Source organism: Rathayibacter sp. AY1B5, from assembly GCF_002932795.1.
Taxonomy (GTDB): domain Bacteria; phylum Actinomycetota; class Actinomycetes; order Actinomycetales; family Microbacteriaceae; genus Rathayibacter.
The window spans coordinates 47,160-71,517 of the sequence record NZ_PSWM01000020.1; the positions used below are offsets into that span (position 1 = coordinate 47,160).

Consider the following 24,358-nt stretch of genomic DNA (forward strand, 5'->3'; position numbering starts at 1 on the left):
GGAGCATCGAGCCGGCCGGGGAGGTCCGGACGCCTCGCAGACACCGGACGACGTCCTGTCCGTGGAGTCGCCCGCTCCACGCCGGAGGGCCTTCGGCTCGATCCGAGCGACGTCGGTCGGTCCGCGACCGCAGACGAATGAACCGTGGAGGGACGCCGTGACGACACTTTCGTCCAATTCCACGGGTTCGAGACCCGAAGGATGAGACGAAATCGGCCCGCGGCCAGGACACCCCGACCACTCCGGCATGCTCCATGACGTGAACGACGCCACCACCGCCCCCAGTCTCGACGGCCGCGAGTTCGTGATGACCTCCTCGACCAACAGCGCGGTCGACCCGGAGTCGCCGTCGCGGTTCCACTACTCCGAGCGCGACGGAGTGGTCTGGGGCGACTACGCCGGCGACACCGTGACCTTCGGCCGGTTCGTGGGCACGCGCACCGGCGACGCCCTGCAGGTCTCGTTCGTGCATCAGCTGATCGACGGCGGGACCGTGGTCAGCGGCACCGGCGGCAGCCGTGTCGAGCTCGACGGCGAAGGCCTGCTGCGGCTCGTCGAGGAGTTCGAGATCGACGGCGACGACCACGTCAGCATCTGCGTCGAGGTCTGACGCTCAGCGCGCCGCGTCGCGGCCGTTCCCCGCGGTGGTGAACCGCGTCATGCCGAGCCGGTTCGTCGATCCGGAGCGGTCGGGGATGTCGGAGGGCAGCAGGTAGGCCTTGCGCACCACCTCGTCGAGCACGACGACCGAGACCACCGACTTCACCTCGGGCCGGGCCGCGACCACGCCGGTGACGAAGTCGTGCACGCCGCCGATGTCGAGCGAGCGGACCAGGAGCATCGCGTCGTGCTCGCCGGTCGTGATGCAGCAGTACTCGACGTCGGGCATCTGGAGGATGCCCTCGCGGAACCGGTGCCACGACTGCGGGTGCACCGTCACGAACACCAGGGCGCAGACGTCGAGCCCCACCTTGCCGGGATCGACCAGGGCCGAGAACCCGGTGATGACCCCGGAGGCGGTGAGCTGCTCGCCCCGGTTGTAGACGCTCGCCCGCGAGACGTTCCGCGCAGCGACGGTGACCCTCGGCCCCCACCGGGTGGAGCTGCTGCAGTACGACCCGCCTCGACCGCTCGAGTCCGCCGGCTCGCCCGCACAGGTCGGCACGGTGCACATCGCGCTGACGGTCTCAGACCTCGATCGTGTGCTCGAGCTCTGCGCTGGACACGGCTGGAGACCGGTCGGGACACCTCACCGGATGACCGGTGGCGCCCGAGCCGGCACGCGCATCGTCTACCTCGAAGGCGACTGGTGATGTTGGTCCGTGACGCCTGAGACGAATCCGTGCTCTGAGGGCATTCACTACTGAGGGGGTGATGTCGGATGGTCGGTGCTGCTGAGGCGACGCTGGTGGATCGTCTGCGCGGCGGTGACCCTTCGGGGTTGGACGCTCTCTTCAGGATGCACGGCCGCGCGGTCCATCGGGCTGCGAGGAGCTTCCTCGTGGACGCCGGCCAGGCGGAGGACGTCGTTCAGGAGAGCTTCCTCCTGCTCTGGAAGCGCCGCTCGAGCGTGCGCATCGCGGGGGAGTCGGTGCTGCCGTGGCTTCTGGTGACGGCGCGGAATCTCAGCTCCTCGACCAACCGCCGCGAGCAGCGCCGGCGCCACCAGCCCCTCTCCGACGACACCGCTTCTCGCGGCGTCGACGCGGAGACGAGCGACCGGCTGCTCGACGTGCGGCGTCTGGTCGAGCAGATGAGTGCGACCGACCGCGCGATCTGGACGGCGTGCATCGAGGACGACCTCAGCTACAGCGATGCCGCCGCCTCCCTCGGCCTGTCCCACGGGACGGTCCGCAACCGGCTCTCGCGCGTGAGGGCCTCCCTGACGAGAACCCTGACGGAACGGACAGAGGACCATGGACAGTCGTGACCTGAGCGATGAGCAGCTCGAGCGCATCAGCGCACGCCTCGCGCAACGGATCCGCCGCCGCCGACGTTTCGGCCAGGCCGCGGCGGTGACGCTCGCCGGCATCGCGGGCGCGGTCCTCAGCGCGACAGTCGTCACTGCGGTGACGACGGACCGCGGCACTCCGGTCGCGGCGCCCGTCACCTGCTGGGAACAGGACGGGCAGGGCGTCGCACTGTCGGGCGAGATCCGAACGACGGCAGAAGAGCCCATCGAGTCACTCGCCGCGGCATGCGCTGCACTCCTGGGGTCGGGTACCGACGGCATCACAGACGGGACGGACGCTGCACTGTTCTCCCTCGCCGGAACCCAGGTGTGTCAGGAGGGCGGGGGGATCCGGATATTCACGGGGATGAGCACCCCGGTCGACTGCACTGACCTGCCCATGAACCAGGACGGAGTCGACCAGTGATCACCAGACGTGCGAGACCCCTTCCCTTCAGCATCCTCTGCCTCTCCGGGGCGCTCCTCCTCGGCGGATGCGCGACGAGCGCCACCGTGTCCGGCGCACCGCCGTCATCGCAGGTCCCGGGTGAGCAGCTGCGAGCCGAAGACGTGACGAAGCTCACCTACGAGAGCACCGCGGTCATCGGTGATCAAGGATCAGGCGGATGGGTGCTCGATCATCCGGTCGCCTTCCACATCGTCAGCATCGACGGCCGATCGAAGCTCAGCGTGAACGAGCCCTGCAACGGGCTCACCTACGATCTGCAAGCGGCCGGCCTGCAGCCTTCCGTCTGGGTCGTCACCGCAGGCCCTGCGACGACGTTCGTCGCCTGCACTGACGGCGAGCAGTGGCTGGTGGACGTGCTGGGCGCCGAGGACGTGAGCCTCACGCAGACCACGACCACGCTGCGCATCCGCTCCGGCCCCGTCACCATCGACGCAACCGCGAGTACGACGCCCACCTCGACTGAGACGCAGGCGGCACCGGCCTCGACTCGGGACCCCCAGCCGTCGTCACTCCTGACGGAGGCCCCGACGTGCCCGCCGACTGATGACACCGCCTACGGGCCGATGATCGACGTCCAGCAGCTGACGAACCCGGCGCTCGACCTGGCCGACGGCGCCGGAAGTCGCCTCTCGACGCTCAGCGCGGAGGAGAAGACGCAGTACCCGATCTACGCGGTGCGGGCGACGTATGCGGAGCTGTCCTCCTGCGCCCCGGGACTCGGCGGCGACACTCGAATCTCACCGGAGGCGCTGATGTGGGCTCTGAGCGTCCACGCCCCTGTCGTGAACGACGCGCCCTACGGGTTTCCGGCTAACAAGTGGGACGTCTACACCGTCGTCTACGACGGCACTACCGGAGAGGCAATCGTCTCCTCGACGGGGGTCGACCTCCAGGCGCTCGGGATGCGCGGTGCGGTGATCACCGCACGGTAGAGGAACGAGAAGATGATGGATCGGCGTTCAGTACGGGGATGGTTGATCGGTCACGAGACGCGGCGGTCCCGGTCGACGTCTCCAGTAGCTGTGGGTGTGCAGCGCCCAGCTGTGCTCGGCCTCTGAGGTGGAGGTGTATGCGCATGACTCGCGTCTGGTTCAGAGCGGAGGAAGCTCGACGTTCTGGCGTGCGGCCAGACGGGTGAGCGCGGCTTCTAGGTCTTGCCGAGCTAGCTGTTCTGCTTTCGGTCCGGTAGGAATCTTTGCGACAGAACGCCTGACGATCATTGTCAGTGTTGTGTTCACGAGTCGGACGATCGGCGTCTCGCGCGGTGGCTCGTAGTTGACGTACCCACTCACGTGGTCCACGCCGACTAGGCGCCACCACCGTTTCCACTCGGGTGAGCAGAGCCGGTCAGCAAGCCGGTCGACCTCGGCGAGATATTCCGCGGGAACATCGTTCACCGGGCCTCCTCCTCCCCACCCGACGTAGACGTCGTCAGCGGGCTGCTCGATGAAACGGAAGCCCGCCCCGACGGCGGGACCGGTCGACTCGATCGGCAGCGGCGTCGTGAACCCTCTGCTCTGGTGGACCGCACCGGTGGCGACGTCGAGGGTGAACCGTCCTCGGTCGCCGAGCAGGATGCCGGGAATCGATACGCCTTCAACGGAGGAGCTCGACGTCCACCGCAGGTCTCGTGCAGCGCGATCGAACGACCAGAAGGTGGAGTCGCCGACTATCGTCTCGGACAGCACCGGCGGACGCCCTCCGCCCAGGTGCTCCACTTCGACACGGAGACGGAAGTAGCCGTCGTCCTCGAGCACGCCGATCAGCCGCATGCGATGCGATCGAGCCGGGTTCTGCTTCCAGGGCCCGCGACGCGGTTCCCCGTAGTCGACTCCTCTTAGAGCGTCAGTCGCTCGACTCACCGCGGCCGGATCGCCGCCCTGGTTGCTCACCAGCCTTCGCAGCGTCTCCGTCCACATCGTCAGCACCAGTTCGTCCCGCGCACGCACATCGAGGTTGTGGAATCCCGCCGGTACCGCGAAGTGGACCGAGTTCTCACCGTCGATCACGATGCGAGAGATCTCGACCTCGAGATCGGTACTCGCGGATGCTCCTCCTGGGAGAAGTCGGATGCTCGCCCGCGGCATCTCTATGCGCTGCTCCGCCAGGCGTTCTCCGAGCGGTTCGGAGATCTTCCTCGACCCTCGAAGAATGGCGTTCATCTCGAGCAGGGGCCAGTCCGATTCGTCCGGGGGGCGCGGTGGAGACCATCGGACGTCCGGGTGGCCCGTGTTCGGCCAGAGGTGCACTTCCCTCAGAATCGGCGCCATGCGCCGATCATCCCACCGGGACAGCGCGACAGTGGCGCCTCACGGTGGGCGGCTAGGTCTCCGGTGTGCGGATCGGTGTCGCAAGCGGGTCCTGCGGCGGCGGGTCCGTGAGGTGGACTGACCACGCTTCGCCGTGGCTCTCGGACCAGGAGAGGTACATGTCGCAGCGCGCGAGCCCGGGTGCCTCGAGGATCACCCTCGCGTTGACCGGGACGACGTCGGAGTAGACGGTCGGTCGTGCTTGAGCTTGTGCGACCGGGGAGCACTCGGCGACGAGCTCCGCGACGGAGTTCGGGTTCGATGCTGGGAAGTGAGCCATGACCGCGGTCTGCGGATCGTCCGTCGTCAGGTCCCGCACCAGTGTCTCGGCGTACTCCTCGTTCAGACCCTCTTTCGGGTAGTACGGCTCCGCAGTAGCGTTCGCGAGGGCGAGGGCGGATCCTGCTGCGCCCAGCGCCAGCAGAACAGCGAATCCTCCGATGAGGACTTGAGTCGATCTCCGGGCCATGTGCCGATCATGCCGTCTAGCTCTCCTCGTGATCGACAGGCGAGGGCGGCTGCCGCTTCCGGTCGACGAAGAGGAAGACGGCGGACCCGAGGATCGCCGATCCCACGACAGCCGCTGTCACCCCGAGGACGACCCACCCCGCGGGGACGTCTGGCGCAACGGCGAGGCCGACCGCGACGCCGACGAGGGCGAGGACGAGTGGCGTGAGGGCCACGGCTGTGCGGCGCGGACTGCACCACGCCGACGGATACGAAATTCCAGCGCAGCGACCTTCGGGAGCGTGTCGCGCAGATCCTAGCCTTCGTCACGTCGCGCCTCACGGCGCATGAGGACCACGAACCCGACGATGACGAAGAGGACGACGAACACCACGGAGACGATCGGCCAGTAGGTCACGAAGAACCAGACGATGGCCAAGGGCACCAGAATGACTGCGCGGGGATCAGGCACCCGGCGTTCCCCCGTGCCCCGCCGGCCGAAGGGGCGGGTCGAATGGGTGCTGCTCGTTCTTGCGGGAGCTGCTCATGTCGCGGGACAGCTCGTAGGGGAGCGCGGCGAGCGTGCTTTCCACGCGGAGGCCGGTGCCGGTACCTGGCGGTGCCTTCCGTTCGCGGCGCTGCGGCGTCACTGTTCCGTGCCGGAGGGCGACAGTCGAGCGGCTGCGAGCTGGCGGGTGCCGGGATCACCGACACCCAGGATCAGGACGCTCTCGATACCGCCGATCGTGTCGGGATCGATGATCTGCAATTCCTGGTCGGCATCCGCTGTCAGCGAGCCGACCTCGCTTCCGACGTCCGCAGGGAACCTCAACTCGCCGTCATTGTCTTCGAGTGGAGCGCTTGTGAGAAGGACTCGCGGCTCCACTGCTCCGGTCAGGCTCAGCCCGCTGAGGGACAGCCACACCGTCCCGTCCTCTCGCTCCTCGATCAGGAGATCACCGCTCGCATCGTTGGACACGCTCTCGAGCGAGGTGCGGATGGGCAGCTGCTCCAGAAGTGACTGTGCGGCGGGAGAGCCCGTTGCATCGGAGCCGTCCGTAGGGCTGCCCGTTGGGAGGCTGGAAGCGGTGGACGTCATCGAAGGGCTGGCGACGGCGGTTCCATCGAGGGGTGCCGTGCACCCGGCCAGGGCCAGAACGAGCCCGGTCGCAGCGGCCACGGCCGAGAGTCGACCGATCGCGTTCGTGTCTGTCATGGTGTGTGCTGCTCCGTCCGTCGATCTGTCGCTCAGCCTACGCAGGGCGCGATTCTCATCGCCCTGTCGACGGTTCTCTGCGGGGCCGGTGGCGTGAACTCCTCCCGATCGGATCGTCGTCCGAGCAGCGACCGGGCGTCAGTCGCGCTCCACCCTTGTCCCTCTTGGCATCGTGAGCCAGAGGATGAGGGTGAGGATGAGGCCGATGATGCCGCTGACGATCAGCGCGGCGACGGCGAAGGCGGAACCGCCGAACGACCCCTGAGCATCGTTGCTCGTCTCCACCGGCACGAACCAGTAGGCGACGGCTCCGACGATGAACAGCACGCTGACGACAAGGGCTCCGATGCAGGTGTCCCGTCGCACCTTTTCTTGGGACCCGTCGCCTGAGAGGGTGACGAGCCACAGGATTCCGATCACGGCGGGAGCGCCGGCGAGGAGCACGAGTAACACGGGTTCCCCTGGCTGATGACGGGCCGCGACAGTATCCGCAGCTGGGGCAGGAAGAGCGCCTCGGCCGATACGGCGAGCATCACGCTCCTCTGTCGAGGGCGACCGAGTGGCTCGCGGTCATCGGGCGGCAACGGTGAGATTCAGGTCCTCACCGACGCGGAGGATCTCGTCCGAGGGGAACCGGAACGGGTTGAGGTAGAACAGGTCGTCGGCCGTCATGCCGAATCGTGCCGCGACGTCCTCTGCGAGGTCGTTGCGAGCGACCGCGTACGACGTCGGCTTCCCGTCAGTGGATGACACCTCGCCACGCGCTGCTGCACGCGGGCCGGCGTCCCGGGCGACGAGGGTATTGCGCTGCGGCTGCACGTTCCACTGGACGTCAGCGATGGCGAGGATTCTGGTTGAGCAGTCGGGGTCGTCCTGCGGTCGTGTCGTGAGAACGAGTTGATCGATCGCTGTCGGGTCGCCGCGGAACTCTGCGAGGTTCCGCCACGCCTTGTAGGGCTTCCCGGACTCCGCGTTCGCGAGACGCATCGGGAAATCGACGTCGAAACAGGTGATATCCGCGTCGATCGGATCGAGCGCCCCCATGACCGCTACGGAACCGGAAGATGCGGCGGGGATGACGAGCTCGTCGGATGTCAGGGCCAGCCGGCCGTCCGCCGCGCTCAACTGGACGGCGCCGGTTGTCCCGTCGCTCCCGGTGAACGTCGCTACGCCTAGATCGCCGGTCAGCGGGGAGGTGAAGCCGTCGTCCGTGTTCGTTGCCGGTGGCGGAGTCGGTGGTGCAGGCTGCGCCGTGCATCCCGTCACGACTAGCAGGCATGCCGCGACCGCGACCGTGCTGCGCACTTTCGAGAACGTCCCCACCGGCTCAGGCTAAGCGACGTCACCGCTTTCCTCGTGGTCGCGTCTCCGCCTGAAATGCTCAGCGCCGTTCCGAAAGGGGAGTGTCTGTCGCCGGTCATCAGGAAGCCCGACGGCTCCTAGGCTGACCTGATGAATTCCCCGGCATCGACCCGCCCACTCGTGGGCGCTGCTCGCATCGCCGTCGGCGCAGCCGCGATCGCGGTGATCCTCCACACCTACGCGCTGAGCATCGCGGCCGGCGACCCGAATCCGTTCGACTACTTCGGCTACTTCACGAACCAGACCAGCCTCCTCGCGAGCGCGGTGCTGATCGTCGCGGGTTCGATCGCGCTCGCCCGCCGTCCGACCTCGGTGTGGCTGAGCTACGTCCGCGGCGCGGCGACGGCCTACCTGATCGTCGTCGCCGTGATCTACAACACCCTCGTCCCCGGTACCGGGACGGCCCCGCCCTGGGTCAGCGCCGTCCTGCACGTGGTGCTCCCCGCGCTCGTCCTCCTCGACTGGATCGTCGTCGCCGACCGCGGACCGCTCTCGTGGCGCCGGCTGTGGGTGGTCCTGCCCTACCCGATCGTCTGGGTCGTCGTCGTGCTCGTCCGCGGAGCGACCGACGGATGGGTGCCCTACGGGTTCCTGCTCCCCGAGAACGGAGTGCCGTCGCTCGTCCTGCACGTCGCCGGGCTGACCTGCGCGGTGCTCCTCGCGGGCGCGCTCGTCTGGGCGCTGAGCCGACGCCGTGCCTCATCTCGTTGATGTCCCGTCCCCTCTCGCCGTGGATCACGAGAGGGCGCTCACCACAGCTGGAAGCCACGCGACGAGGACAGGCCGACCGAGAGCCTCCGCGGAGCGACGTACCCACCGACAGCGGCAACGACGATCCAGATGACGACACCTACCCCGCCGCCAGAGCCATCACGTCTCTGGGCTCGACCAGCCCGAAGAAGAGAGCGGCCGTCGCTCCGCGCAGGGTCGCGATCGAAGCGAGCGTCGGCTCGCCGGTGCCACGGAGAGAGGCCGACCATTCCGTGAGCGTGGCGAGCGCGCTAACGAGCGATCGCGCGCTTCGCCTCATCCGCATCGCCTCCGGCGTTCCGTCCGGGGATCGTTCACCGGTCGCTGGAGCGCCTCCTCACATCGGTCGCTGCCGTCCAGCGATCATCGCGAGCGACGGCGCCCGGCCCTTCTCGATGTGGGTGAAAGCGATCGACTCGGCGAGGCGGTCGTTGCCCGAGCGGATCGCGTCGAGCAGGCCGTGGTGCTCGTCGGACTGCTGGCGCTGGTCGCGGGCGCTGGTGAGATAGAACAGCCAGGTCATCCGGCCGGTGACGGCGCGCATCAGCGAGGTGAGCAGCGCGCTGCCGGCGACCTCGACGATCGCCTCGTGCACGACGGTCGAGGTCTCGGCGACCTCCAGCCAGTCCTCGCTGTCGAGGGCGCGGTGCTCGGCGTCGATCGCCTCGAGCAGCGGCTGCAGCGACGCCCCGGCGGCGACGGCCTGCGCGGCCAGTCGCGCGGCGAGCGTCTCGAGGCTGAGCCGGACGTCGAAGAGCTCGACGACGTCCTCCACACTCCACTGGGCGACCCGGGTGGAGCGGCGGGGCAGCATCCGCACGAAGCCCTCGTTCGCGAGCTGCGGCACGGCTTCGCGCACCGGTAGTCGCGACACGTGCAGCTCGGTGGCCAGCGAGGCCTCGACGAGCCGAGACCCCTGCGGGTAGTGGCCGAGGATGATCTCCCGGCGCAGCGCGCGGTAGGTCTGGCTCGCGAGCGACTCCTCGGTGCTGACGAGTGTCATGACGGTCCTCCTCGCGACGCCGGTGCGACCATTCAACACGCTCGGCCGCTCTCCGCCGTTCAGCCGGGCCAGCTGCGCTCCTTCGGCAGCGGGCGGGCGTAGCTGTCGATCCGGCTGGTGCCGAGCCGCTGCCGGACGAGGGTCTCGACGAGCGCGGCCGCCGCCGCGACGCCGTCGACGACCGGCACGGGCAGGCGCGCGCCGACGTGCTCCTCGAGCCCCGCCATGCCCGCGCAGCCCAGGCAGACGACCTCGGCGCCGCGGGCGATCGCGCGCTCGCCGGCGGCGACGAACGCGTCGAGGGTCGCCTGCGGATCCTCCTCCAGCTCGAGCACGCCGAGGCCGGTGTTCTCGATCGCGGCGCAGTGCGCGATCAGGCCGGCGGTGGTGAGGCTGTCCTCGATCTGGCCGACCGCGCGCCGGACCGTGGTGACGACCCCGTAGCGGCGGCCGAGCAGCATCGCGAGGTGCGCGGACGCCTCGGTGATGTCGACGACGGGGACGTCGAGCAGCTCGCGCGCGCCCTCGCGGCCGTGCTCGCCGAACCCGGCCATCACGACGCCGTCGATGCCGGCCGGCAGCCGCTCGAGGGTGTGCAGGACGGCCGCGGCGCTGAGGAAGCTGTCGTACCAGCCCTCGGCCGACGCGACGCCCCAGCTCGGCGTGATCGCGACGATCTCGGTGCCCGGCCCGACGGCGAGCCGGGCGCGGGCGGCGGCCGTCTCGGTCATCGACTCGGTCGTGTTGCAGTTGACGACGGCGATGCGCATCAGCGGCCCGCCGCCGCGGGGACCCCGGAGAGCCGGATCTCGCTGCCCGCGTCCCGCAGCCGCCCCAGATCGATCAGCGCGGCGGCGACCGCGAGGTCCTGCGCGGCGAGGCCGACGGAGTCGAAGACGGTGATCTCCTCCGTGCAGACGCGGCCGGGAGCGGTGCCGGCCACGACGTCGCCGAGCTCGAGCAGCCCGGCCGCCGCGTCGAGCGCGCCCTCCGCGATCGCGAGGACGAGGTCCCCCGACTTCGCCCGCGCCGTGGCAGCGCTGTCGACGACGAGCGTGCCGATCGTCATCGCCGCGGCGTCGAGCTCGCGGTGCTCCGGCCGCGGACGGGCGCCGACGGCGTTCACGTGCTGGCCGGCGTGCAGCCAGGCGCCGCGCACGATCGGCTCGACCGACGGCGTCAGCGTGCAGAGCACGTCCGAGCGCTCGGCGACGGCCCGCGGATCCGCAGCGCGGGTCACCGGATGCCCGACCGTCTCCTCGAACCGGTCGAGCGTCGCGTCCGACCGTGACCAGACGACGATCTCGTCCAGGTCGCGCACCGCCCGGAGCGCGCGGACGTGGGCGACGGCGAGGTTGCCGGCGCCGATCAGTCCGAGCACCCGGCTGTCCGCCCGGGCGAGGTGCCGGGTGGCGACCGCGGAGGCGGCGGCGGTGCGGGCCCGGGTGATCAGCGCTCCGTCCAGGACGGCGACGCACTCTCCTGTCACGAGGGAGGTGACCAGGATGGTCGAGCGCTGCGTCGGGAGCCCGCGCGCGGCGTTGCCGGGCAGGTCGGCCATCAGCTTCACGGCCGCGAGGCCCAGGGTGTCGGAGCGGACCGCCATCGGCAGGATCAGCCCGTCGTCCTCGCCCGCGAGGGCCGTCGGCGCGCCCTGGTGCAGCGCACCGGAGCCGAGGTCCGCGAACACCTGCTCGACCGCGCCGAGCACGTCGACGTCGGGGAGCAGCGCGGCGATCTGCTCGGAGGCGAGGACGAGCGTCATCAGCGCGCGCCGACCGTCGCGCGTCCGGTGAGCTCTGCGAGGGAGGGGGCGCTGGTGACGAGCCCGGCCTCGGCGAGGATCCGCATCCAGCGGTCGGACGCGGCCTCGTCGATCACGGTCGTGTCCCAGACCCCGCCGGCGGCCATCTCGTCGGCGGCCTCGTGCAGGAGCACCGGATCGCGGTCGGGCCAGCGTGCGGCGAGCACCGCGTCGATCTCGGCGCCGGCCTCGCCCGCCGTGATCTTCTGCATCGCCGTCTCGATGGCGTCGACGAAGCGCTCGGTGCGGTCGGCGAGCTCCTCGACCCGGTCGGTGCGGGTGTAGTAGACGCTGTTGGGCATCACGCCCGCGTCGAGGTGGCGGAAGACGATCTGCCCGCCTCCGGCCGCGACGAGCTCCTTCGCCGAGAGCAGGTCGAGCACGATCGCGTCGCCGAGGCCGTCGCGGTAGAGCTCGAGCATCATCGCCGTGGACAGATCGCGCGCCCAGCGGGTGGCGGAGACGTCGAGCCCGGCCTCGCGGATCAGCCCGGCGGTGAACTCGAACGGCGCGCTGCCGCCGGCGCCGGGGGCGAGCACGACCTTGCCGGCCAGCCAGTCGAGCCCGACCGGTCCGGAGCCGTCGCGGGCGACGATCGTCATCGGGAAGCGGTGGTTGAGCTGGCCGACGACGGTCAGCTCGCGGCTGGTGCCGGCGTACATCCCGGGGACCCAGAGCCCGCCGAGGGCGAGGTCGGCGGCGCAGGAGTCGAGGTTGTCGAGGACGCCGGTCCAGGGGTCGCAGGCGGTGGCGGTGACGGCGAGGCCGCGCTCGGCGAACAGGCCGCCGACGTCGGCGACGTACTCGGGGAGGTAGTTGAGTCCGTTGGCGGTGGCCGAGACGGTGAGGGTGTCCATGGTGCTCCTTGTGGTGCTGTCAGGTGGATGGTCACGCCCCCGGCGCCGGAGCGCCGGGGGCGTGGGTGGGTCAGTGGGCGGCGGCGGCGATCGCGTTCTCGTTGACGTCCTCGAGCGAGCGTCCGCGGGTCTCCGGGGCGAAGCGGGAGGCGACGACGAGCACCGCGTACATCACGGCGGCGAGGCCGAAGACGCCGGCGAAGGCGAACGAGCCGTAGAGCGCGACGGCGAGGAACGGCATGACCGCTCCGGCGATGTTGCCGATGCCGTTGACGATCGAGGCTCCGGAGGCGCGGATCGCGGTCGGGAAGATCTCGGCGGTCCAGGTGGCGAGGGTCGTGTTGGTGACCATCGTGAAGAACTGGAAGAGCGCGCCGAGGATCAGGATCGCCCCGGTGCCGTTGCCGAAGCCGGCGAAGGCGAGCGCGGTGAGGCAGCCGAGGACTCCCGCGGCGCCGACGGCGGTGCGGCGGCCGACGCGACCGGCGATGAGGGCCGCGGTCGTCGCTCCGAGGAGCGAGCCGATGTTCATGATCATCGTGTAGAGCAGGCTCTCCGAGACGGAATAGCCGCGCTCGACCAGAAGGGTCGGCATCAGGAAGTTCAGCGTGACCTGCGAGCCGAAGGCCATCCAGGACGCGACGCCGAGTGCGGCGGTGCGGCGGATGACCGGGCGGCTGAACACCGCGGCGGGGGAGGCGGACATCCGCACGGGCGGCAGGTCGTCCGGCGACAGCTCGACGGGCGGGCGGTCGGTGGTGGGGGTGAGCGAGTTCGAGGCGAGGATCGCGAGCGAGCGGTTCGCCTCCTCCGTGCGGCCCTGCGAGAGCAGCCAGCGCGGCGTCTCCGGTAGCTTGCGGCGGTAGAAGACGACCAGCAGCGCGGGGACGGCGAGGATCACGAACGACCAGCGCCACACCGAGTCGGGTCCGCCGAGCGGGGTCTCCAGCGGTCCGAGCAGCAGCAGGAACAGGCCGTAGGAGAGGAAGTTGCCCAGGCCACCGGCGCCGACGTTGACGGCGCCGATCGCGGTCCCGCGGAAGCGGGTGGAGACCATCTCGGAGAGCATGACCAGGCCGATCATGAACTCGCCGCCGATCCCGATTCCGACGATCAGGCGGCTGACGAGCAGCATCTCGTAGTTCATCGCGACGGCGCTGAGCAGTCCGCCGAGCGTGTAGATCAGCAGGTTCAGGCTGAGCGAGAACCGGCGGCCGTAGCGGTCGGCGAGGTAGCCGGCCAGCACTCGGCCGATCAGTCCGCCGATGACCGTGGCGGTGTTGATCGTCGTGAGCTGGACGTCGCCGATCTGCAGCGTCTCCTTGATGTGGCTGCCCATGGCGCCCACCGAGTTCTGCTCGAGGGTGTTGAAGAACTCCCCGGCGAGGATCAGCAGGAAGATCCAGAACTGCGCGCGGGTGAAGCCGATGGAGTCGAGGACGGAGGCGACCGTGTGTCCGGAGGCGGGCGGGGCGGTGGTGCGGGATACAGCTGACATGTGTAGCTCCCAGCAGGGCGAGGGGTGGGGCGGCTCCAGAGTGATGGTCACCGCGAGGACTCCTCTTTTGTATCCCAGACTCGATTTCGTGCAGGTTTCCACGATGCTACAACCTCTCCCTCTGCACTGATCGGCTCACCGAGCCAGGCAAGAACTCACGCCATCCGCCACCGACGGTATACAAAACAGGTCGGAGGCGTGCCGAAGTCGGATCATCCCGTGAGGAGTGACACGCGGTGCGCGAGTCGCTGACGTCGTGCATCCCACGGACCCGGCCGACCGCGCCCTCGGGCCCCTGCTCGAGGAGCAGGAGGGGGGCCCGGCGACCGGAGATGCGGACTCGGATCGTCCCGCTGCTCGTCGAACCGCGCCGAGTTCGAACCGGCACATGGTCCGAGAGGCGGGCGTGCGCGAGGAGTGATTCGTGCAGTGGTGGACGCGGGCTGCGTTCGTGCTGGGCGTTCTCGCCGTCGTGTCGTGCGCGATCGAATACCTGGCGACGGCTCACCTGTGGCGGGGCGATCCCCTGGTCATCGGGGTCGCGACCACGCTGCAGTACGTTCTCCCGCTGGCCGGCGTCGTCGTCGGTCAGAGGCGCGACGGCACGACGGTCCTCGCTGGGAGTCGGCGGTGGGACTCGTGCTGTCCTACCTCTTCCTGGCCGTTGCAGTGGTGCCGGTCGTCATCGGGTCGATCGGACTGCTGCTGGCACGCTGATCGATCGACGACCCGGATCGTTCAGCGGTTCACGCGATTCGCCGCCGTCGGAACGATCGGCAGCTTCTTCGCGCGAAGGGTGGTGGCGAGGAGCCGGCCGAGGAGGGAGGCGATGCCTGCCGTGACTGCGTATTCCGTGATGAGGCCCGCGGAGGAGGGCCAGGTCGCGTTTCCCGACGCGAGTACCAGTGCGGTGGAGGCGGCGGCGCCGATCACGAGTCCCAGACCCAGGAACGCGGCCGCCCGCCCGACGCGCGGGGTGCGGCGTGTCCGCCGGTCGAGCCAGAGACTCGAGGGAAGCCACAGGAGTGCACCCGCGACAGTGAACGCAGCTGCCGTGCCCGCGATGAGCCCTGCCGCGGACCCGCCCGATACATCCCAGCTGCCCGCGGTTCGCAGCAGCGCGAGGACCGCAACGGCCGGCCACGCCAGAATCCCCCAGGCCAGTTCTCGTGCATCCATGAGCATCAGGATCCGGCACGTCGGTGAACACGCCATGAATCGGAACCGTTCAGCACGCCAGCGAGTCGCGCGTCAGTGAGACGTGTCTAGGACGGGTCCCCTGCGGGGAGCGGCACGTGAAGGTCGGACGCCGTGAACGGAGTCCGGGCCAGCCGGAGGATGAGCGCGTCGCGCTCCGCCGTGAGTGAGGCGATCGTGGGACGGTCCAGGCGTGGGTCCGCTATGTCGCTGAACGGACTCTGCGTGCCGGTGCGCGAGGACACGAGAGCCGCGTACCTCGATGCAGCGCTCTTCACGTCGGCCGCGGCGCTTTCGATCCGGCCGCGTCGGCTCTTCTTCCGGTGGCGAGCTCGGCGTGCTTCTCGAGCGCCTCGACGAGCTTGCGGTGGGCTGCTTCGATCTTCGTCGACATGCGCCCATCCTTTCGCGCCCTCCCCTCCACGTCACTCAGGGTGTCTAAGTCGCCCTCGCGACCTTCGTTCTCCTGGTCGTAGCGATGCGCCTCAGCACGCCCTCTCTCGCTCGATGGCGGTGGCTGCCGCTCAGCGTGGGCGGAGAGCGGTCGGATCGATCCGACCCAAGGGGACGCACCGTCAGCTGGCGGGGGAGGCGTCCGGTGCGACGGTTTCCGGGAGATCTGCCGGGGTGTGCGCCGTCTCGTGGGTGAGGGTGTCGACTGACCAGGTGCCCGCGTGCAGCCGAAGCGTCGCCTCCTGGGGGGAAGGAGTAGGCGTACTCCGGAGCAGCTTCTCCTGTCTCGTACGGACTCCGCTGAAGGGTGGTGCTCTCGGTGAACGTCACCGTGGCCGAGTCGCCCGTGATCTGCACGGAGTTCAGCGCCACGTCGGTCTCGAACGCGGTGAAGGATTCCCCTAGCTCGAGGTAGTGGTCCCGCTGAACGCGCAGTCGGGCGTCGTCCTCCAGGACCAGAGCAAGTCGCGTCGGCGTCGAGGTCGACTCCGGGACACCGAGGCCGGTGAGCTGCGGCGATCCCTCGACCAGGCTCTGAGCGTTCCGGTGCTCGAGGTCTGCGATCAACGCCGTCGAGATCGCCTCGTTCTGCGACGACGAGGACGCGAGGCCGACGACCACCGCTGCACCGCTCGCGGATGTGGGTCTCGCCGCCGACTCCGATCGGATGATCCGGGCGCTGGGCGCGCAGACCGACGCGGTGATCGGCTTCTTCGGCGATCGTGCTGCGGAGTGGATCGAGCGGCTCGGCTCCGTGCCGGTCGTCGAGCTGGACCCGACCGGCGACCCGCTGCGGGCCGCGGTGCTGCTCGACCACTCCGACGCGGTCGAGGCGCTGGCCGAGCACCTGGCCGGAGCGGGAGTCCGGCATCCGATGGTCGTCGACGTCTCCCAGGATGGCCGGCCGAGCCGGCGAGCGGAGCTGCTGATCCGGGCCTTCGCCGCGCACGGACTCGAGGCCTCCGTGGTGCGCGCTGAGGGCGCTACCGCCCAGGCGGCCGCGGACGCGACCGAGCGGATCATCGCCCGGCCGCGGGTCGCCGACGCGATCGTCGCGTTCAACGACCTCTGCGCGCTCGGCGTGCTCTCCGCCTGCCGCCGGGCGGGCGTCGACGTGCCCGGCGACGTCCGGGTGGTCGGCATCGACGGCCTCTCGATCGGGCGGCTGCTCGCACCGACGCTGACGACCCTCGCCGTCGACCTCGACGAGCTCGCGCGGCACGCCCTCGACCTCGCGGTCGCCATGATCGCCGGCGAGGTCCCGCCGGGCGGTCCGGACGTCCACCGCACCGTCCGCCACCAGCTGGTGCTCCGCGAGTCCGCCTGACGCGCCCCGGTAGCGCGGACGGTGGTCGGGGTAGAGAGGGACGCGCGGCGTGGACCCCGTTCTCGTCCGTGATGCATCCTCTCGGTGTGACTGTCCAGCCTCCCGGGTCCCGGGATCGACCGATCGCACGGGTCGGCCTCGCCGTCGCGTGCCTCGCGGGTCTGCTGCACGCGGCCTCGAGCCTCTACTGGGCGTTCGGCGGTCGATTCCTCCTGCCGACCGTCGGCCCGTGGGCGGTCGATGCGGTGGAGCGGTCGCCGGTCGGAGCCGCAGTGCTGCTCGGCCTGATCGGCCTCGTGAAGGCGACCGCCGCTACTGTGCCGGTCGCCGCGGCCTCCGGACGCATTCCGGGGGTGCGGATCTGGCGGGGCGTCAGCCGGGTCGGGGGCGTGTTCCTGATCCTCTACGGCGGGGTCGACGTCGCGGCGAGCGGGGCGGTCCTCCTCGGAATCATCCGACCCGACGGCGGCTACGACGAGTCGGCCATGACCGGTCACGCGCTGCTGTGGGATCCGCTGTTCCTGCTGTGGGGGGCAGCCCTCGTGGTGTGGCTGTACTTCTCGCGTCCGGCGCGTTCGGGACGCTGACTCGAGCACCCCGTGCCGGCGCCGTCGTTCCCCGAGGACCGCAGCGGCTCGAGGGGCCGTAGGCGCTTCGGCTCGCCACGGATGGCGCGTCCAGTTCGGACGGCGGAGCGTCAAGGCCTGCTGGCAGGGGCGGGCGCGAGAGGATCAGAACCGACTCGCAGCCGAGCGCGTCCCGATCCTCGTGGAGGACGGGTGCTCGACCGACGGCGGGTCCCGAGCTCAGTACTGGGCGAGCTCGTGCACCTCGACCGAGCCGTAGAGGGGGGCACGGCGGGCGTACCGGACGGCGTCGTCCTGATCCGAGCAGTCGAGGAGGTAGTACCCGACGAGGGTGGACGGACCCTCCGCTCGCGAAGGGGACGAACCGCCGCGCTCCTCGCCCGCCGCGGACAGATCGGTCCCGACGGAGACGCCCCCGCCGGCGAAGCGGGCCGATTCGACGAGAACGCCGTCCGCCTTCAGTGCCGCTTCGTAGTCCTCCCACGCCGCGTAGTCCTCGGGGGCACCGCCTCCGGCGTAGCTGCCGTCGGACCGCATCACGAGCATGACCTTCATCGCGCCTCCAGGTTCGTCCGACCCGTGTTCTCCGGGCCGGGTCGGTTCGACAAATCCTCTGCAGGAGACGGCACGCCTCCGCGGAGCGCTCCCCGTGGCAGCCCTCTCGGTGAGGACCGCGCCGAGGAGCGGTGGTCGAGCGGGCGTGACCGGCGTCCTCGCACCAGTCTGAGCCGAGGCGAGCGTTCTGTGAAGGCTCGTTCCGGCGGGTCGTCTCCACGGCAGCGGCCGCAGGGGCGAGCGCCGGCCACCGGGTCCTCCGCTGTTCTCTGCGGCCCTCCGCGCTCCTCACCCTCTGCGGGGAGGCCCGTGATCAGGTCGACGGCGACGGCGACCACGAAGGTGACGAAGAAGAAGGCGGAGCACAGCCTTGTGCAACCCACGTTGACAAGGCCGACGTCAGCAACCTAGGTTGACAGCATGGAGTCCTCACAGATCGCGGCAGTGGCGGCCGACACCAGCGACCCGAGAGCGGGGCTGCGAGCCGTGGCGACATTGCGTGTGCTGGCGGACACCTTGGAGCTCCAGCAGGTCGAGGCCGCGCTGCGGGCGGGTATGACGTGGCAGGACATCGCGGATGCGCTCGGGGTGACCCGGCAGGCCGTCCACAAGAAGCACTCCAGACGAGTCGACCCCACTATCCCGATCCACAGGAGGAACGCATGAGCAAGCTCGCTCGCGTCGCTCAGACCACTCAGTCCCTCTCCCTCGCGGCTATGGAGGAAGCATCCCGAGCCGGGCTCCGCGTAGCCGACCTCGAGCATCTGTTCCTGGCCCTGGTCATCAACGACCAACCCGCCGGAGAAGCCCTGCGCGGCATGGGCATCGACCTGGACGCCGCCCGCCGCGCCGTGGAGGAGCAGCATGCGGCCCAGCTGGCCTCCCTCGGTATCCGAGCGTCGTTCCCCGACACCGGACGGATCGTGTTCCATGAGACGGCCGGGTACGAGTGGAGCAGGCGCGCGATGGACCTCATCACCCGCTCCAGCGGAAGGAAGAAGGACGGTGACGCCGCCGCCGTGCTCCGAGACCTCGTGTCCGAGCCGAGCGGACTGATCGCCGACATCCTCGGGCGCCTGGGGACGTCACCCGGGGCCGTGCTCGAGCAGCTCGACCGGTTCGACGCGCCTGTCGGACGAACCGTGACGACGATGAAGGGGCGGGTATCGGCGTCGACGGAGACGTTCGTTCCAGCACCGATCGAGGAGGTGTGGGAGTTCCTCGCCGACCCGGCACGCGTCTCCGAGTGGGAGGTGACTGTCGGCTCGATCGATCGTGCGGACCAGGACGTCGCGACCAGCGCGGTCTGGCACGGCCGCGCACGCGGACGTCTTCCTGACGGAAAGCCGATTAAGGTGAAGCCCCAATTCAGCCGCCGCAGGATCGAACTCGTGGTCGCGCACCGACCGGACCGGATCGCGTGGAGCTTCGCGTATCCCGATGTTCCGCACAGCAGCTCGCTTCTGACCGATTTCACCGTGGTGAGCACGACCGGCGGCGCTCGAGTCCGGATCGTCAGATCGTGGTCTCTAGTGACGGGCTGGCGGAGGCTCGTCGCGTTCCCGCTGCGTCCCCTTCAGAGATTCTTCGCGTGGATCACCGTGTTCCAGACGGGCAGCGCGATCAGCCGGACATTCCGCTGACGCGGCAAGCGAGATGCCATGGGCGGACGCGGAGGCGTGTTCGCGCCTGACTCCGATGAGAGCCTGACGTCGAGCTTCGCGGTTCTGCGCGCGGGTGTGCGGTTCCGGGACTACCAGGACGCGTGCGGGCGCGCCCTCACCGAGGGGCTGATCGACCTCGGCCTGATCCGCTGCTCCGTCGACGAGGCCATGGCCCCGTCCGCGTCGTACCACCGCCGGTGGAGCATCTCCCGCGCCGGGCACATGCTCGGGATGGACGTGCACGACTGCAACCACGCTCCGCACGAGACCTACCTCGGCGGGGTGCTCGCAGCCGGCCACACGCTCACCGTCGAGCCGGGATTTCCGTTACCTTGACTCCCGTCCGCCGGCTCGCGACCGAGACGAAGGGCGGTACTGGCTCGCGAACAGCGCTCCGAGAGACACCCCAGAAGATCGAATCCGGCTAGCGAAGCCCGCGGGCCTCAGAAATCATGTCTGCGTGGTAACTCAAACCAAGCTTGCAGAGCTCCTGAACGTAGAGCGGCCACGGCGGAACATTGCCCACATAAGGCTCGTCGTCTCGACCGTCCCAGAGGCCACCGCTGCGCAGCGTTGACAGCCCACCACCCCTCAGCGTCGATAAACCGCCACCGCGCAACGTGGAGAGGCCCCCTCCTCGAAGCGTCGACAGGCCGCCTCCCCGCAGAGTAGATAGTCCCCCTCCTCGCAACGTGGACAAGCCGCCGCCTCGAAGCGTCGACGCGCCCCCGCCATGGAGCGTGGAAGCACCGTCACCGCGAGACTCTGACATGCCACCGCCGGTGCCCGTGTAGAGCCCACCGCCCGAGCCGGAGTATAGATTACGAGGCCAACTCATAAGCTGAGCATAGGACAGCGGCCAACAACAGGAGAGAGGTCGATCGAACGTGAAGGAGTTACCCAGATCTGAAACATCGCTACCGCGATCGCCTGTCCACCGGATACCTTCGATTTCATGACAACCCTCCGCCAGTACTCGCATCTCAACTTCGTCGTGCTACAACTTGCGGCCAACCATGACGCCGCAGTAACACCGGGCGAAGTCCTCACCGCAGCTGCGGAACGGCGGCTCTTCGACCTCATTTACGCGACGGCCGATCGCGCGGGCGTGGATTCGTCTCACATTGGCCAATTAGTCGAGGGGGAGGATATCACCGACGCCCTCGCTTCCTGGGCCAATGTGGCCGATCTCACAAGGCGCTACTCGGACCAACTGACCCCGAGCAGTTCACACGGATGGCTTGTTCTGGCATTCGGAATCAACGAAACCTTTGCTCGGCATGGTGACACTGACGCCACCTGAGGATAGAAACCACCAAGCGCAATTCGTCGACTTCATTCTCGAACAAGAGTGACTATGTCCGGTAGTCGAGACAATCACGGATTCCAGTATTGCCAAAGAAACAAAAATGTTTGAGCCGCCAGTAGGGCGCCATGAAGGGATTCCGGTGTTCGACAACGAATGGCGGGAGCAGCTGCTCGAGCAGCTGAGCCCGTTGAGCTCAATCTCCGCCCAGGGAGATCGCGGGCTAGCTATGCTCTCTAGGGGAATTCAACTTGCGCACACTTCGGAGATTTCAGAAGAACCCATAAGTACAACTGGAAACTTGATCAGCTACTGCGTTCGAGATGCGATGGATTCCATCTTCCCAAAACTCGACGATCCGAGGATAAAAGACGCAGCCCAGCAATTGGTGAAGCGTTGGCGTCAAAGCATTGACGTGGTCGACTCCGACCTCAGAACGGCTCTTCAGAAAGAACTAAATTCCCTAGAGAAAGCAGTCGCCGCCTCGAACAAGGGCTTCTTGAGTAGGGTGGCAGGCTTTATCGGGGTTCTGAACCCGGGTTTGCCAGCAGACCTGAGTATCCCGGCGATGAATGAAATGCGCGAATTGAACAAGGCCGCTAATGCCGGCGTGCATGGGAGTACTACTTACGACGACGCGCTTGCACTCCTCAATCGAGTGCTTGAGCGGCTTGTCGAACTTGTTGCACCGCTAGCAGTAACTTCGAGGCAATATCGGGAGTTGGTCAGATCAAAAGATTTCGAATCAATATCCGTCCTACTATCTTCGAACCCCGATCCGCGCATCCGTGTCTACCTCTTCGACAACGTCCGCGATCCTCTTCTCGCTCGAACAATCCATATAGAGGAGCTCCTGCCCGGGCGTTCGGCCTGGCTGGCATACAGCTATGTCCGCCACCTGGCCATCAATAACTCCGACGAATTCAAGGCTTTAATTGATCGCATTGATGCAGACCGGAAGCTGACTGCGGAAGTAGCTGCCGAGCTACTTGATTGTGCTTCGATTGCTGGCGCAGCGGTAGCCTTCGAGGTCGATCGCTTGAGCCGAAAAGCCGGTCGAGAAATGCATTCCGCGTATGTCGCACGGTGGTTGCAAACCCAGGTGAATGGTTCACCGAAATGGATCTGGTGGAGAGTTCTGACTCGACTCGTTACCAACCTCGATGTTTTAGCGAGGCAATATCATTCCGTTCACGGGATGAATTTGGTACTGGAATCTGCGCTCTCGCAACTTCCAACCGCTGCTCCTCCCGATCGGTCAAAATTCTCGTCGGCAATTATAAATGCTCTTACCCAGCTTGACAGGCAAACTCCCCACGCCATAGAACAACATTTCCGTTACAAGTCTACGAGAGCGCAAACTCTCGCCCACGTACTAATCGAAACCTCATTGGAGGTCGTTGCAACAGAACAGGCGTTGGGCGAAACTGTCGACCTCACGATGCTTGGCAAGCGCAGCCATGAAGCGCTCGTCGCAGCTGCTTTGGCCAAGGCCATCGAGACATCGGATCCGGGGCGACGTGCCCTACTCGCTCGCCGGGGATTCGATCTCGTCATAGATCGCATGAGCAATTCCGAGTGGCCAGAAGTGCCAGATTATAACCTGCTAGCCGCAACTCTTCCCTTGCTTGGCGATGAAGCCGTATCATCAATTCGAGCCATACTTGGAGAGGCCCCCTCGCCAGATGTAGTGTCTGCTGATCTAGATCCGGCCGTTAGCTATCGCGCGGATTGGTTCAGAGAGGCCCAGTGGACCGCGTACCTACCCGAAGATGCAAGGCCCGAGATGTGGAGACGCGTCCTACAGCAGGCGGCCACTCAAGACGTCAATTTCGGACCCCAGCCCGCCTACGATCCTTCTGTTGCACCGCGCGCACACAGCTCTCCGCTGCAGGATATTGACTTCGATGACATGACAGTCGTCGATCTGACGGAAGTACTCAACAGCTCGTCTGCTCTTGGTGATCCCGGTGATCCAAACCTTCTGTCGCGTCGGTATCAGCAGATAGAAGCGCACGTGAAATTTCATCGAGAGGAGTGGCTGACACATTTTCGGTCGGTCGCCCGAATACAAGATCTGGGGTCGCGGCTCCACGTGCTCCGTGCCCTCAAAAGTGACGCCGGCGAAGCGCCGATGCCATCCTGGGGCGAACTGAAGTCGCTCTGGATGAACCTCGTCGCCGAGGTAAACGATTTCGCATTGAACGGAAACGAGTCGGCGAAGCCGGTAGCGAGCCAACTCGCCGAGACGGTGCTCGAACACCTCCGCCATCGCGTCGCCGAACAACCTCCTCAAGCTGAAGACATTGACTGGTGGACCGAAGAAGTACTGCCTGCAAGCATTCTAATGGTCACTTGGTTTGGCTCTCAAGAACACGATTACGGCATGCCGGCCCTATTCTCTGTTCGTGGCGAAGTAGTGCACCTTCTTGTAGCACTGAGTTCGCCTATTGACGGTAATATCACGCGAGATGTGGCGCTGAGTCACGCTCTCGACCGACTTGCGAGCATCGCGCTCAGTGACCTGCTTTTCACCCGCAGCATCGGCCACTGGGCTCGATGGCTTTTACACCGGGATGCGCAGTGGTGGGAACGGTACTCCGGCCAGTTCGTCGGCCCGAACAGCTCCCTAGAATCTCGGTCGATGTTACTCACCGCAAACTGGGACTCTGGCAACTTTGCATTGGCTCTCCTCGCGAGCGACCTGGCGCATCTAAACTCTTACGCGAGCGAGTCAACCGACGCTGCAGCCTTACCTGCACTAACCGCTGTCCTCTTTAACATCCTACCGATCACGGCAATCGAGGAGAGTACTTGGTCGGCAATCTTCCGTGATGAGAGCTCTTGCGAAAGTGCACTACGGTTCTTGTTTCCCGAGCACACTATCGATGATGACCCGGCCGGGTCGCGGCGGATCGAGATATTGCGGTGGGTGGCGGTACACGCTGGCGGTGGTACGAACCTCTGGCGAGCAAGTGACGTACTCGCGGGCTCTCCTGACTTAAGTGACGTCGATCTTTTTTCGTTCACGGCGGCGCTTGCAAAGAGCCACAGGGGTGCACCACTTTCGATGGGGGTCATGTCGGTGCGCCTTGTTCGTTCGCTGAATCTCCCTGATGCCGTTACGACTCTCGAAGCTATATGCGCGGGGAATCTTGGCGCCGATCGCCCGATGGCGCAGTACGACATTCAAGCGGTGAACTTATGGTTCCAGGAATCCGGCGACACTCTTCGTCCCGATTTACGTACTCGGGTACATCACGCACTTTTCGAGATCGGCTTCTTCAGCGAAGAGAATGGGCGGCCTTTCTAAGTGCGCTGGCGAATCAACCGAGGTCGGCGAGCCGCAGCATCGGCCCTTGCTTCTTCGTTGCCGAAGTGGATAGCGTCGATCGGGAGGGCTGCGAGTTGGCTGCGGGTAGTGGGTAGACGTGCATAGCTGGCTTCTCCACAGCGTCCAATACGCCGTCAACCTCGCTGAACAGCACATCTGGATCCACCACGTCGCCGACCTCGCCGTCCGACATTCCAGCCTCGCTGAGCTGGCGTTGCAGCTTGCCGTGTCCGTTGACGCTGTCCGGGCACACGGTGTTCACTTACAGC

At 67.4% G+C, this 24,358-nt stretch carries 30 protein-coding genes and 1 pseudogene; 14 read left to right on the plus strand and 17 right to left on the minus strand.

Going from position 1 to position 24,358, the window contains the following annotated elements; genetic code table 11:
- Positions 1-259: 259 nt before the first annotated feature.
- Complete coding sequence (locus C5D44_RS12750; RefSeq protein WP_258067973.1) at positions 260-610, plus strand: hypothetical protein; 351 nt, start codon at positions 260-262, stop codon at positions 608-610.
- 3 nt (positions 611-613) lie between these two features.
- On the opposite strand, the gene C5D44_RS12755 is transcribed toward C5D44_RS12750, so the two are convergent.
- On the minus strand, positions 614-1,174 hold the full coding sequence (locus C5D44_RS12755; RefSeq protein ID WP_104281849.1) for an Lrp/AsnC family transcriptional regulator: 561 nt from the start codon (positions 1,172-1,174) through the stop codon (positions 614-616).
- Here C5D44_RS12755 and C5D44_RS18715 point away from each other — a divergent pair.
- The 4 genes from C5D44_RS18715 to C5D44_RS12770 all read left to right on the plus strand — a co-directional run bounded on the left by C5D44_RS18715 (position 1,098) and on the right by C5D44_RS12770 (position 3,352).
- Positions 1,098-1,313: a VOC family protein gene (locus tag C5D44_RS18715; RefSeq protein ID WP_219815345.1), complete on the plus strand. Its 216-nt coding sequence runs from the start codon at positions 1,098-1,100 to the stop codon at positions 1,311-1,313. The two genes, C5D44_RS12755 and C5D44_RS18715, sit on opposite strands and share 77 nt — an antisense overlap.
- A gap of 68 nt (positions 1,314-1,381) precedes the next feature.
- The gene (locus tag C5D44_RS12760) at positions 1,382-1,930 is read left to right on the plus strand and encodes an RNA polymerase sigma factor (RefSeq protein WP_104277425.1); all 549 of its coding nucleotides are present in this window, start codon (positions 1,382-1,384) and stop codon (positions 1,928-1,930) included.
- Positions 1,917-2,378 carry a hypothetical protein gene (locus C5D44_RS12765; protein ID WP_104277424.1) on the plus strand — a complete coding sequence of 154 codons (462 nt, stop codon included), beginning with the start codon at positions 1,917-1,919 and terminating at the stop codon, positions 2,376-2,378. The genes C5D44_RS12760 and C5D44_RS12765 overlap by 14 nt, the downstream gene beginning before the upstream one ends.
- Before the next feature lie 143 nt (positions 2,379-2,521).
- Positions 2,522-3,352: a hypothetical protein gene (locus tag C5D44_RS12770; RefSeq protein WP_146088047.1), complete on the plus strand. Its 831-nt coding sequence runs from the start codon at positions 2,522-2,524 to the stop codon at positions 3,350-3,352.
- Positions 3,353-3,511: 159 nt separating this feature from the next.
- Here the strand turns inward: C5D44_RS12770 and C5D44_RS12775 are convergent, their stop codons facing one another.
- From C5D44_RS12775 to C5D44_RS12800, 7 genes are all read right to left on the minus strand, one after another.
- Complete coding sequence (locus C5D44_RS12775; protein ID WP_104281851.1) at positions 3,512-4,690, minus strand: hypothetical protein; 1,179 nt, start codon at positions 4,688-4,690, stop codon at positions 3,512-3,514.
- Positions 4,691-4,742: 52 nt separating this feature from the next.
- Complete coding sequence (locus C5D44_RS12780; protein ID WP_104281852.1) at positions 4,743-5,198, minus strand: hypothetical protein; 456 nt, start codon at positions 5,196-5,198, stop codon at positions 4,743-4,745.
- A gap of 16 nt (positions 5,199-5,214) precedes the next feature.
- On the minus strand, positions 5,215-5,412 hold the full coding sequence (locus C5D44_RS12785; RefSeq protein WP_104277420.1) for a hypothetical protein: 198 nt from the start codon (positions 5,410-5,412) through the stop codon (positions 5,215-5,217).
- An 80-nt stretch (positions 5,413-5,492) separates the two neighbouring features.
- Positions 5,493-5,615 carry a hypothetical protein gene (locus C5D44_RS18530; protein ID WP_258067408.1) on the minus strand — a complete coding sequence of 41 codons (123 nt, stop codon included), beginning with the start codon at positions 5,613-5,615 and terminating at the stop codon, positions 5,493-5,495.
- Positions 5,616-5,822: 207 nt separating this feature from the next.
- The gene (locus tag C5D44_RS12790; RefSeq protein ID WP_104281853.1) at positions 5,823-6,392 is read right to left on the minus strand and encodes a hypothetical protein; all 570 of its coding nucleotides are present in this window, start codon (positions 6,390-6,392) and stop codon (positions 5,823-5,825) included.
- A gap of 138 nt (positions 6,393-6,530) precedes the next feature.
- On the minus strand, positions 6,531-6,845 hold the full coding sequence (locus C5D44_RS12795; protein WP_104281854.1) for a hypothetical protein: 315 nt from the start codon (positions 6,843-6,845) through the stop codon (positions 6,531-6,533).
- A gap of 117 nt (positions 6,846-6,962) precedes the next feature.
- Positions 6,963-7,715, minus strand: coding sequence for a hypothetical protein (locus C5D44_RS12800; protein WP_104281855.1), 753 nt, complete (start codon positions 7,713-7,715; stop codon positions 6,963-6,965).
- Positions 7,716-7,844: 129 nt separating this feature from the next.
- Here C5D44_RS12800 and C5D44_RS12805 point away from each other — a divergent pair, with 129 nt between their 5' ends.
- Positions 7,845-8,465: a Pr6Pr family membrane protein gene (locus C5D44_RS12805; RefSeq protein WP_104281856.1), complete on the plus strand. Its 621-nt coding sequence runs from the start codon at positions 7,845-7,847 to the stop codon at positions 8,463-8,465.
- A gap of 376 nt (positions 8,466-8,841) precedes the next feature.
- Here the strand turns inward: C5D44_RS12805 and C5D44_RS12815 are convergent, their stop codons facing one another.
- The 7 genes from C5D44_RS12815 to C5D44_RS12850 all read right to left on the minus strand — a co-directional run bounded on the left by C5D44_RS12815 (position 8,842) and on the right by C5D44_RS12850 (position 15,937).
- Positions 8,842-9,507: a GntR family transcriptional regulator gene (locus tag C5D44_RS12815; RefSeq protein ID WP_104277414.1), complete on the minus strand. Its 666-nt coding sequence runs from the start codon at positions 9,505-9,507 to the stop codon at positions 8,842-8,844.
- Between the two features lie 59 nt (positions 9,508-9,566).
- On the minus strand, positions 9,567-10,277 hold the full coding sequence (locus C5D44_RS12820) for an aspartate/glutamate racemase family protein (protein ID WP_104281858.1): 711 nt from the start codon (positions 10,275-10,277) through the stop codon (positions 9,567-9,569).
- Positions 10,277-11,272 carry an ornithine cyclodeaminase family protein gene (locus C5D44_RS12825; RefSeq protein WP_104277412.1) on the minus strand — a complete coding sequence of 332 codons (996 nt, stop codon included), beginning with the start codon at positions 11,270-11,272 and terminating at the stop codon, positions 10,277-10,279. Before C5D44_RS12825 ends, C5D44_RS12820 begins: the two co-directional genes overlap by 1 nt.
- Complete coding sequence (locus C5D44_RS12830) at positions 11,272-12,168, minus strand: ABC transporter substrate-binding protein (RefSeq protein WP_104277411.1); 897 nt, start codon at positions 12,166-12,168, stop codon at positions 11,272-11,274. Before C5D44_RS12830 ends, C5D44_RS12825 begins: the two co-directional genes overlap by 1 nt.
- 70 nt (positions 12,169-12,238) lie before the next feature.
- Entirely contained in the window at positions 12,239-13,666 is a 1,428-nt protein-coding gene (locus C5D44_RS12835; RefSeq protein WP_374954077.1) for an MFS transporter, read from the minus strand.
- 738 nt (positions 13,667-14,404) lie between these two features.
- Positions 14,405-14,845 (minus strand): hypothetical protein, encoded by a 441-nt coding sequence (locus tag C5D44_RS12840; RefSeq protein WP_146088048.1) that lies wholly within the window; start codon positions 14,843-14,845, stop codon positions 14,405-14,407.
- A gap of 456 nt (positions 14,846-15,301) precedes the next feature.
- Positions 15,302-15,937, minus strand: coding sequence for a hypothetical protein (locus C5D44_RS12850; RefSeq protein ID WP_104281861.1), 636 nt, complete (start codon positions 15,935-15,937; stop codon positions 15,302-15,304).
- A gap of 46 nt (positions 15,938-15,983) precedes the next feature.
- On the opposite strand from C5D44_RS12850, the gene C5D44_RS12855 reads away from it, so the two are divergent.
- Positions 15,984-16,643, plus strand: a complete 660-nt coding sequence (locus tag C5D44_RS12855) for a substrate-binding domain-containing protein (RefSeq protein WP_104281876.1) — start codon at positions 15,984-15,986, stop codon at positions 16,641-16,643.
- A gap of 86 nt (positions 16,644-16,729) precedes the next feature.
- Positions 16,730-17,230, plus strand: coding sequence for a DUF3995 domain-containing protein (locus tag C5D44_RS12860; RefSeq protein ID WP_258067976.1), 501 nt, complete (start codon positions 16,730-16,732; stop codon positions 17,228-17,230).
- 219 nt (positions 17,231-17,449) lie between these two features.
- Here C5D44_RS12860 and C5D44_RS12865 read toward each other — a convergent pair whose 3' ends face one another.
- Positions 17,450-17,785 (minus strand): YciI family protein, encoded by a 336-nt coding sequence (locus tag C5D44_RS12865; protein WP_104281863.1) that lies wholly within the window; start codon positions 17,783-17,785, stop codon positions 17,450-17,452.
- A gap of 420 nt (positions 17,786-18,205) precedes the next feature.
- Here C5D44_RS12865 and C5D44_RS12870 point away from each other — a divergent pair, with 420 nt between their 5' ends.
- The 6 genes and pseudogenes from C5D44_RS12870 (at position 18,206) to C5D44_RS17775 (ending at position 24,068) form a co-directional block, all read left to right on the plus strand.
- Entirely contained in the window at positions 18,206-18,451 is a 246-nt protein-coding gene (locus tag C5D44_RS12870; RefSeq protein WP_104281864.1) for a hypothetical protein, read from the plus strand.
- A gap of 50 nt (positions 18,452-18,501) precedes the next feature.
- Positions 18,502-18,633, plus strand: a pseudogene (locus C5D44_RS18720) (Clp protease N-terminal domain-containing protein); the annotation flags it as partial.
- 117 nt (positions 18,634-18,750) lie between these two features.
- Positions 18,751-19,428: an SRPBCC domain-containing protein gene (locus tag C5D44_RS18535; RefSeq protein WP_258067977.1), complete on the plus strand. Its 678-nt coding sequence runs from the start codon at positions 18,751-18,753 to the stop codon at positions 19,426-19,428.
- A gap of 18 nt (positions 19,429-19,446) precedes the next feature.
- The gene (locus tag C5D44_RS12880) at positions 19,447-19,785 is read left to right on the plus strand and encodes a M24 family metallopeptidase (protein WP_104281866.1); all 339 of its coding nucleotides are present in this window, start codon (positions 19,447-19,449) and stop codon (positions 19,783-19,785) included.
- Between the two features lie 619 nt (positions 19,786-20,404).
- A complete protein-coding gene (locus C5D44_RS17770; protein WP_146082557.1) occupies positions 20,405-20,752 on the plus strand; it encodes a hypothetical protein in 348 nt (115 codons plus the stop codon).
- Between the two features lie 145 nt (positions 20,753-20,897).
- Complete coding sequence (locus C5D44_RS17775) at positions 20,898-24,068, plus strand: hypothetical protein (protein WP_146088050.1); 3,171 nt, start codon at positions 20,898-20,900, stop codon at positions 24,066-24,068.
- A 13-nt stretch (positions 24,069-24,081) separates the two neighbouring features.
- Here the strand turns inward: C5D44_RS17775 and C5D44_RS12895 are convergent, their stop codons facing one another.
- Positions 24,082-24,342 carry a hypothetical protein gene (locus C5D44_RS12895; protein WP_146082559.1) on the minus strand — a complete coding sequence of 87 codons (261 nt, stop codon included), beginning with the start codon at positions 24,340-24,342 and terminating at the stop codon, positions 24,082-24,084.
- Positions 24,343-24,358 lie beyond the last annotated feature (16 nt).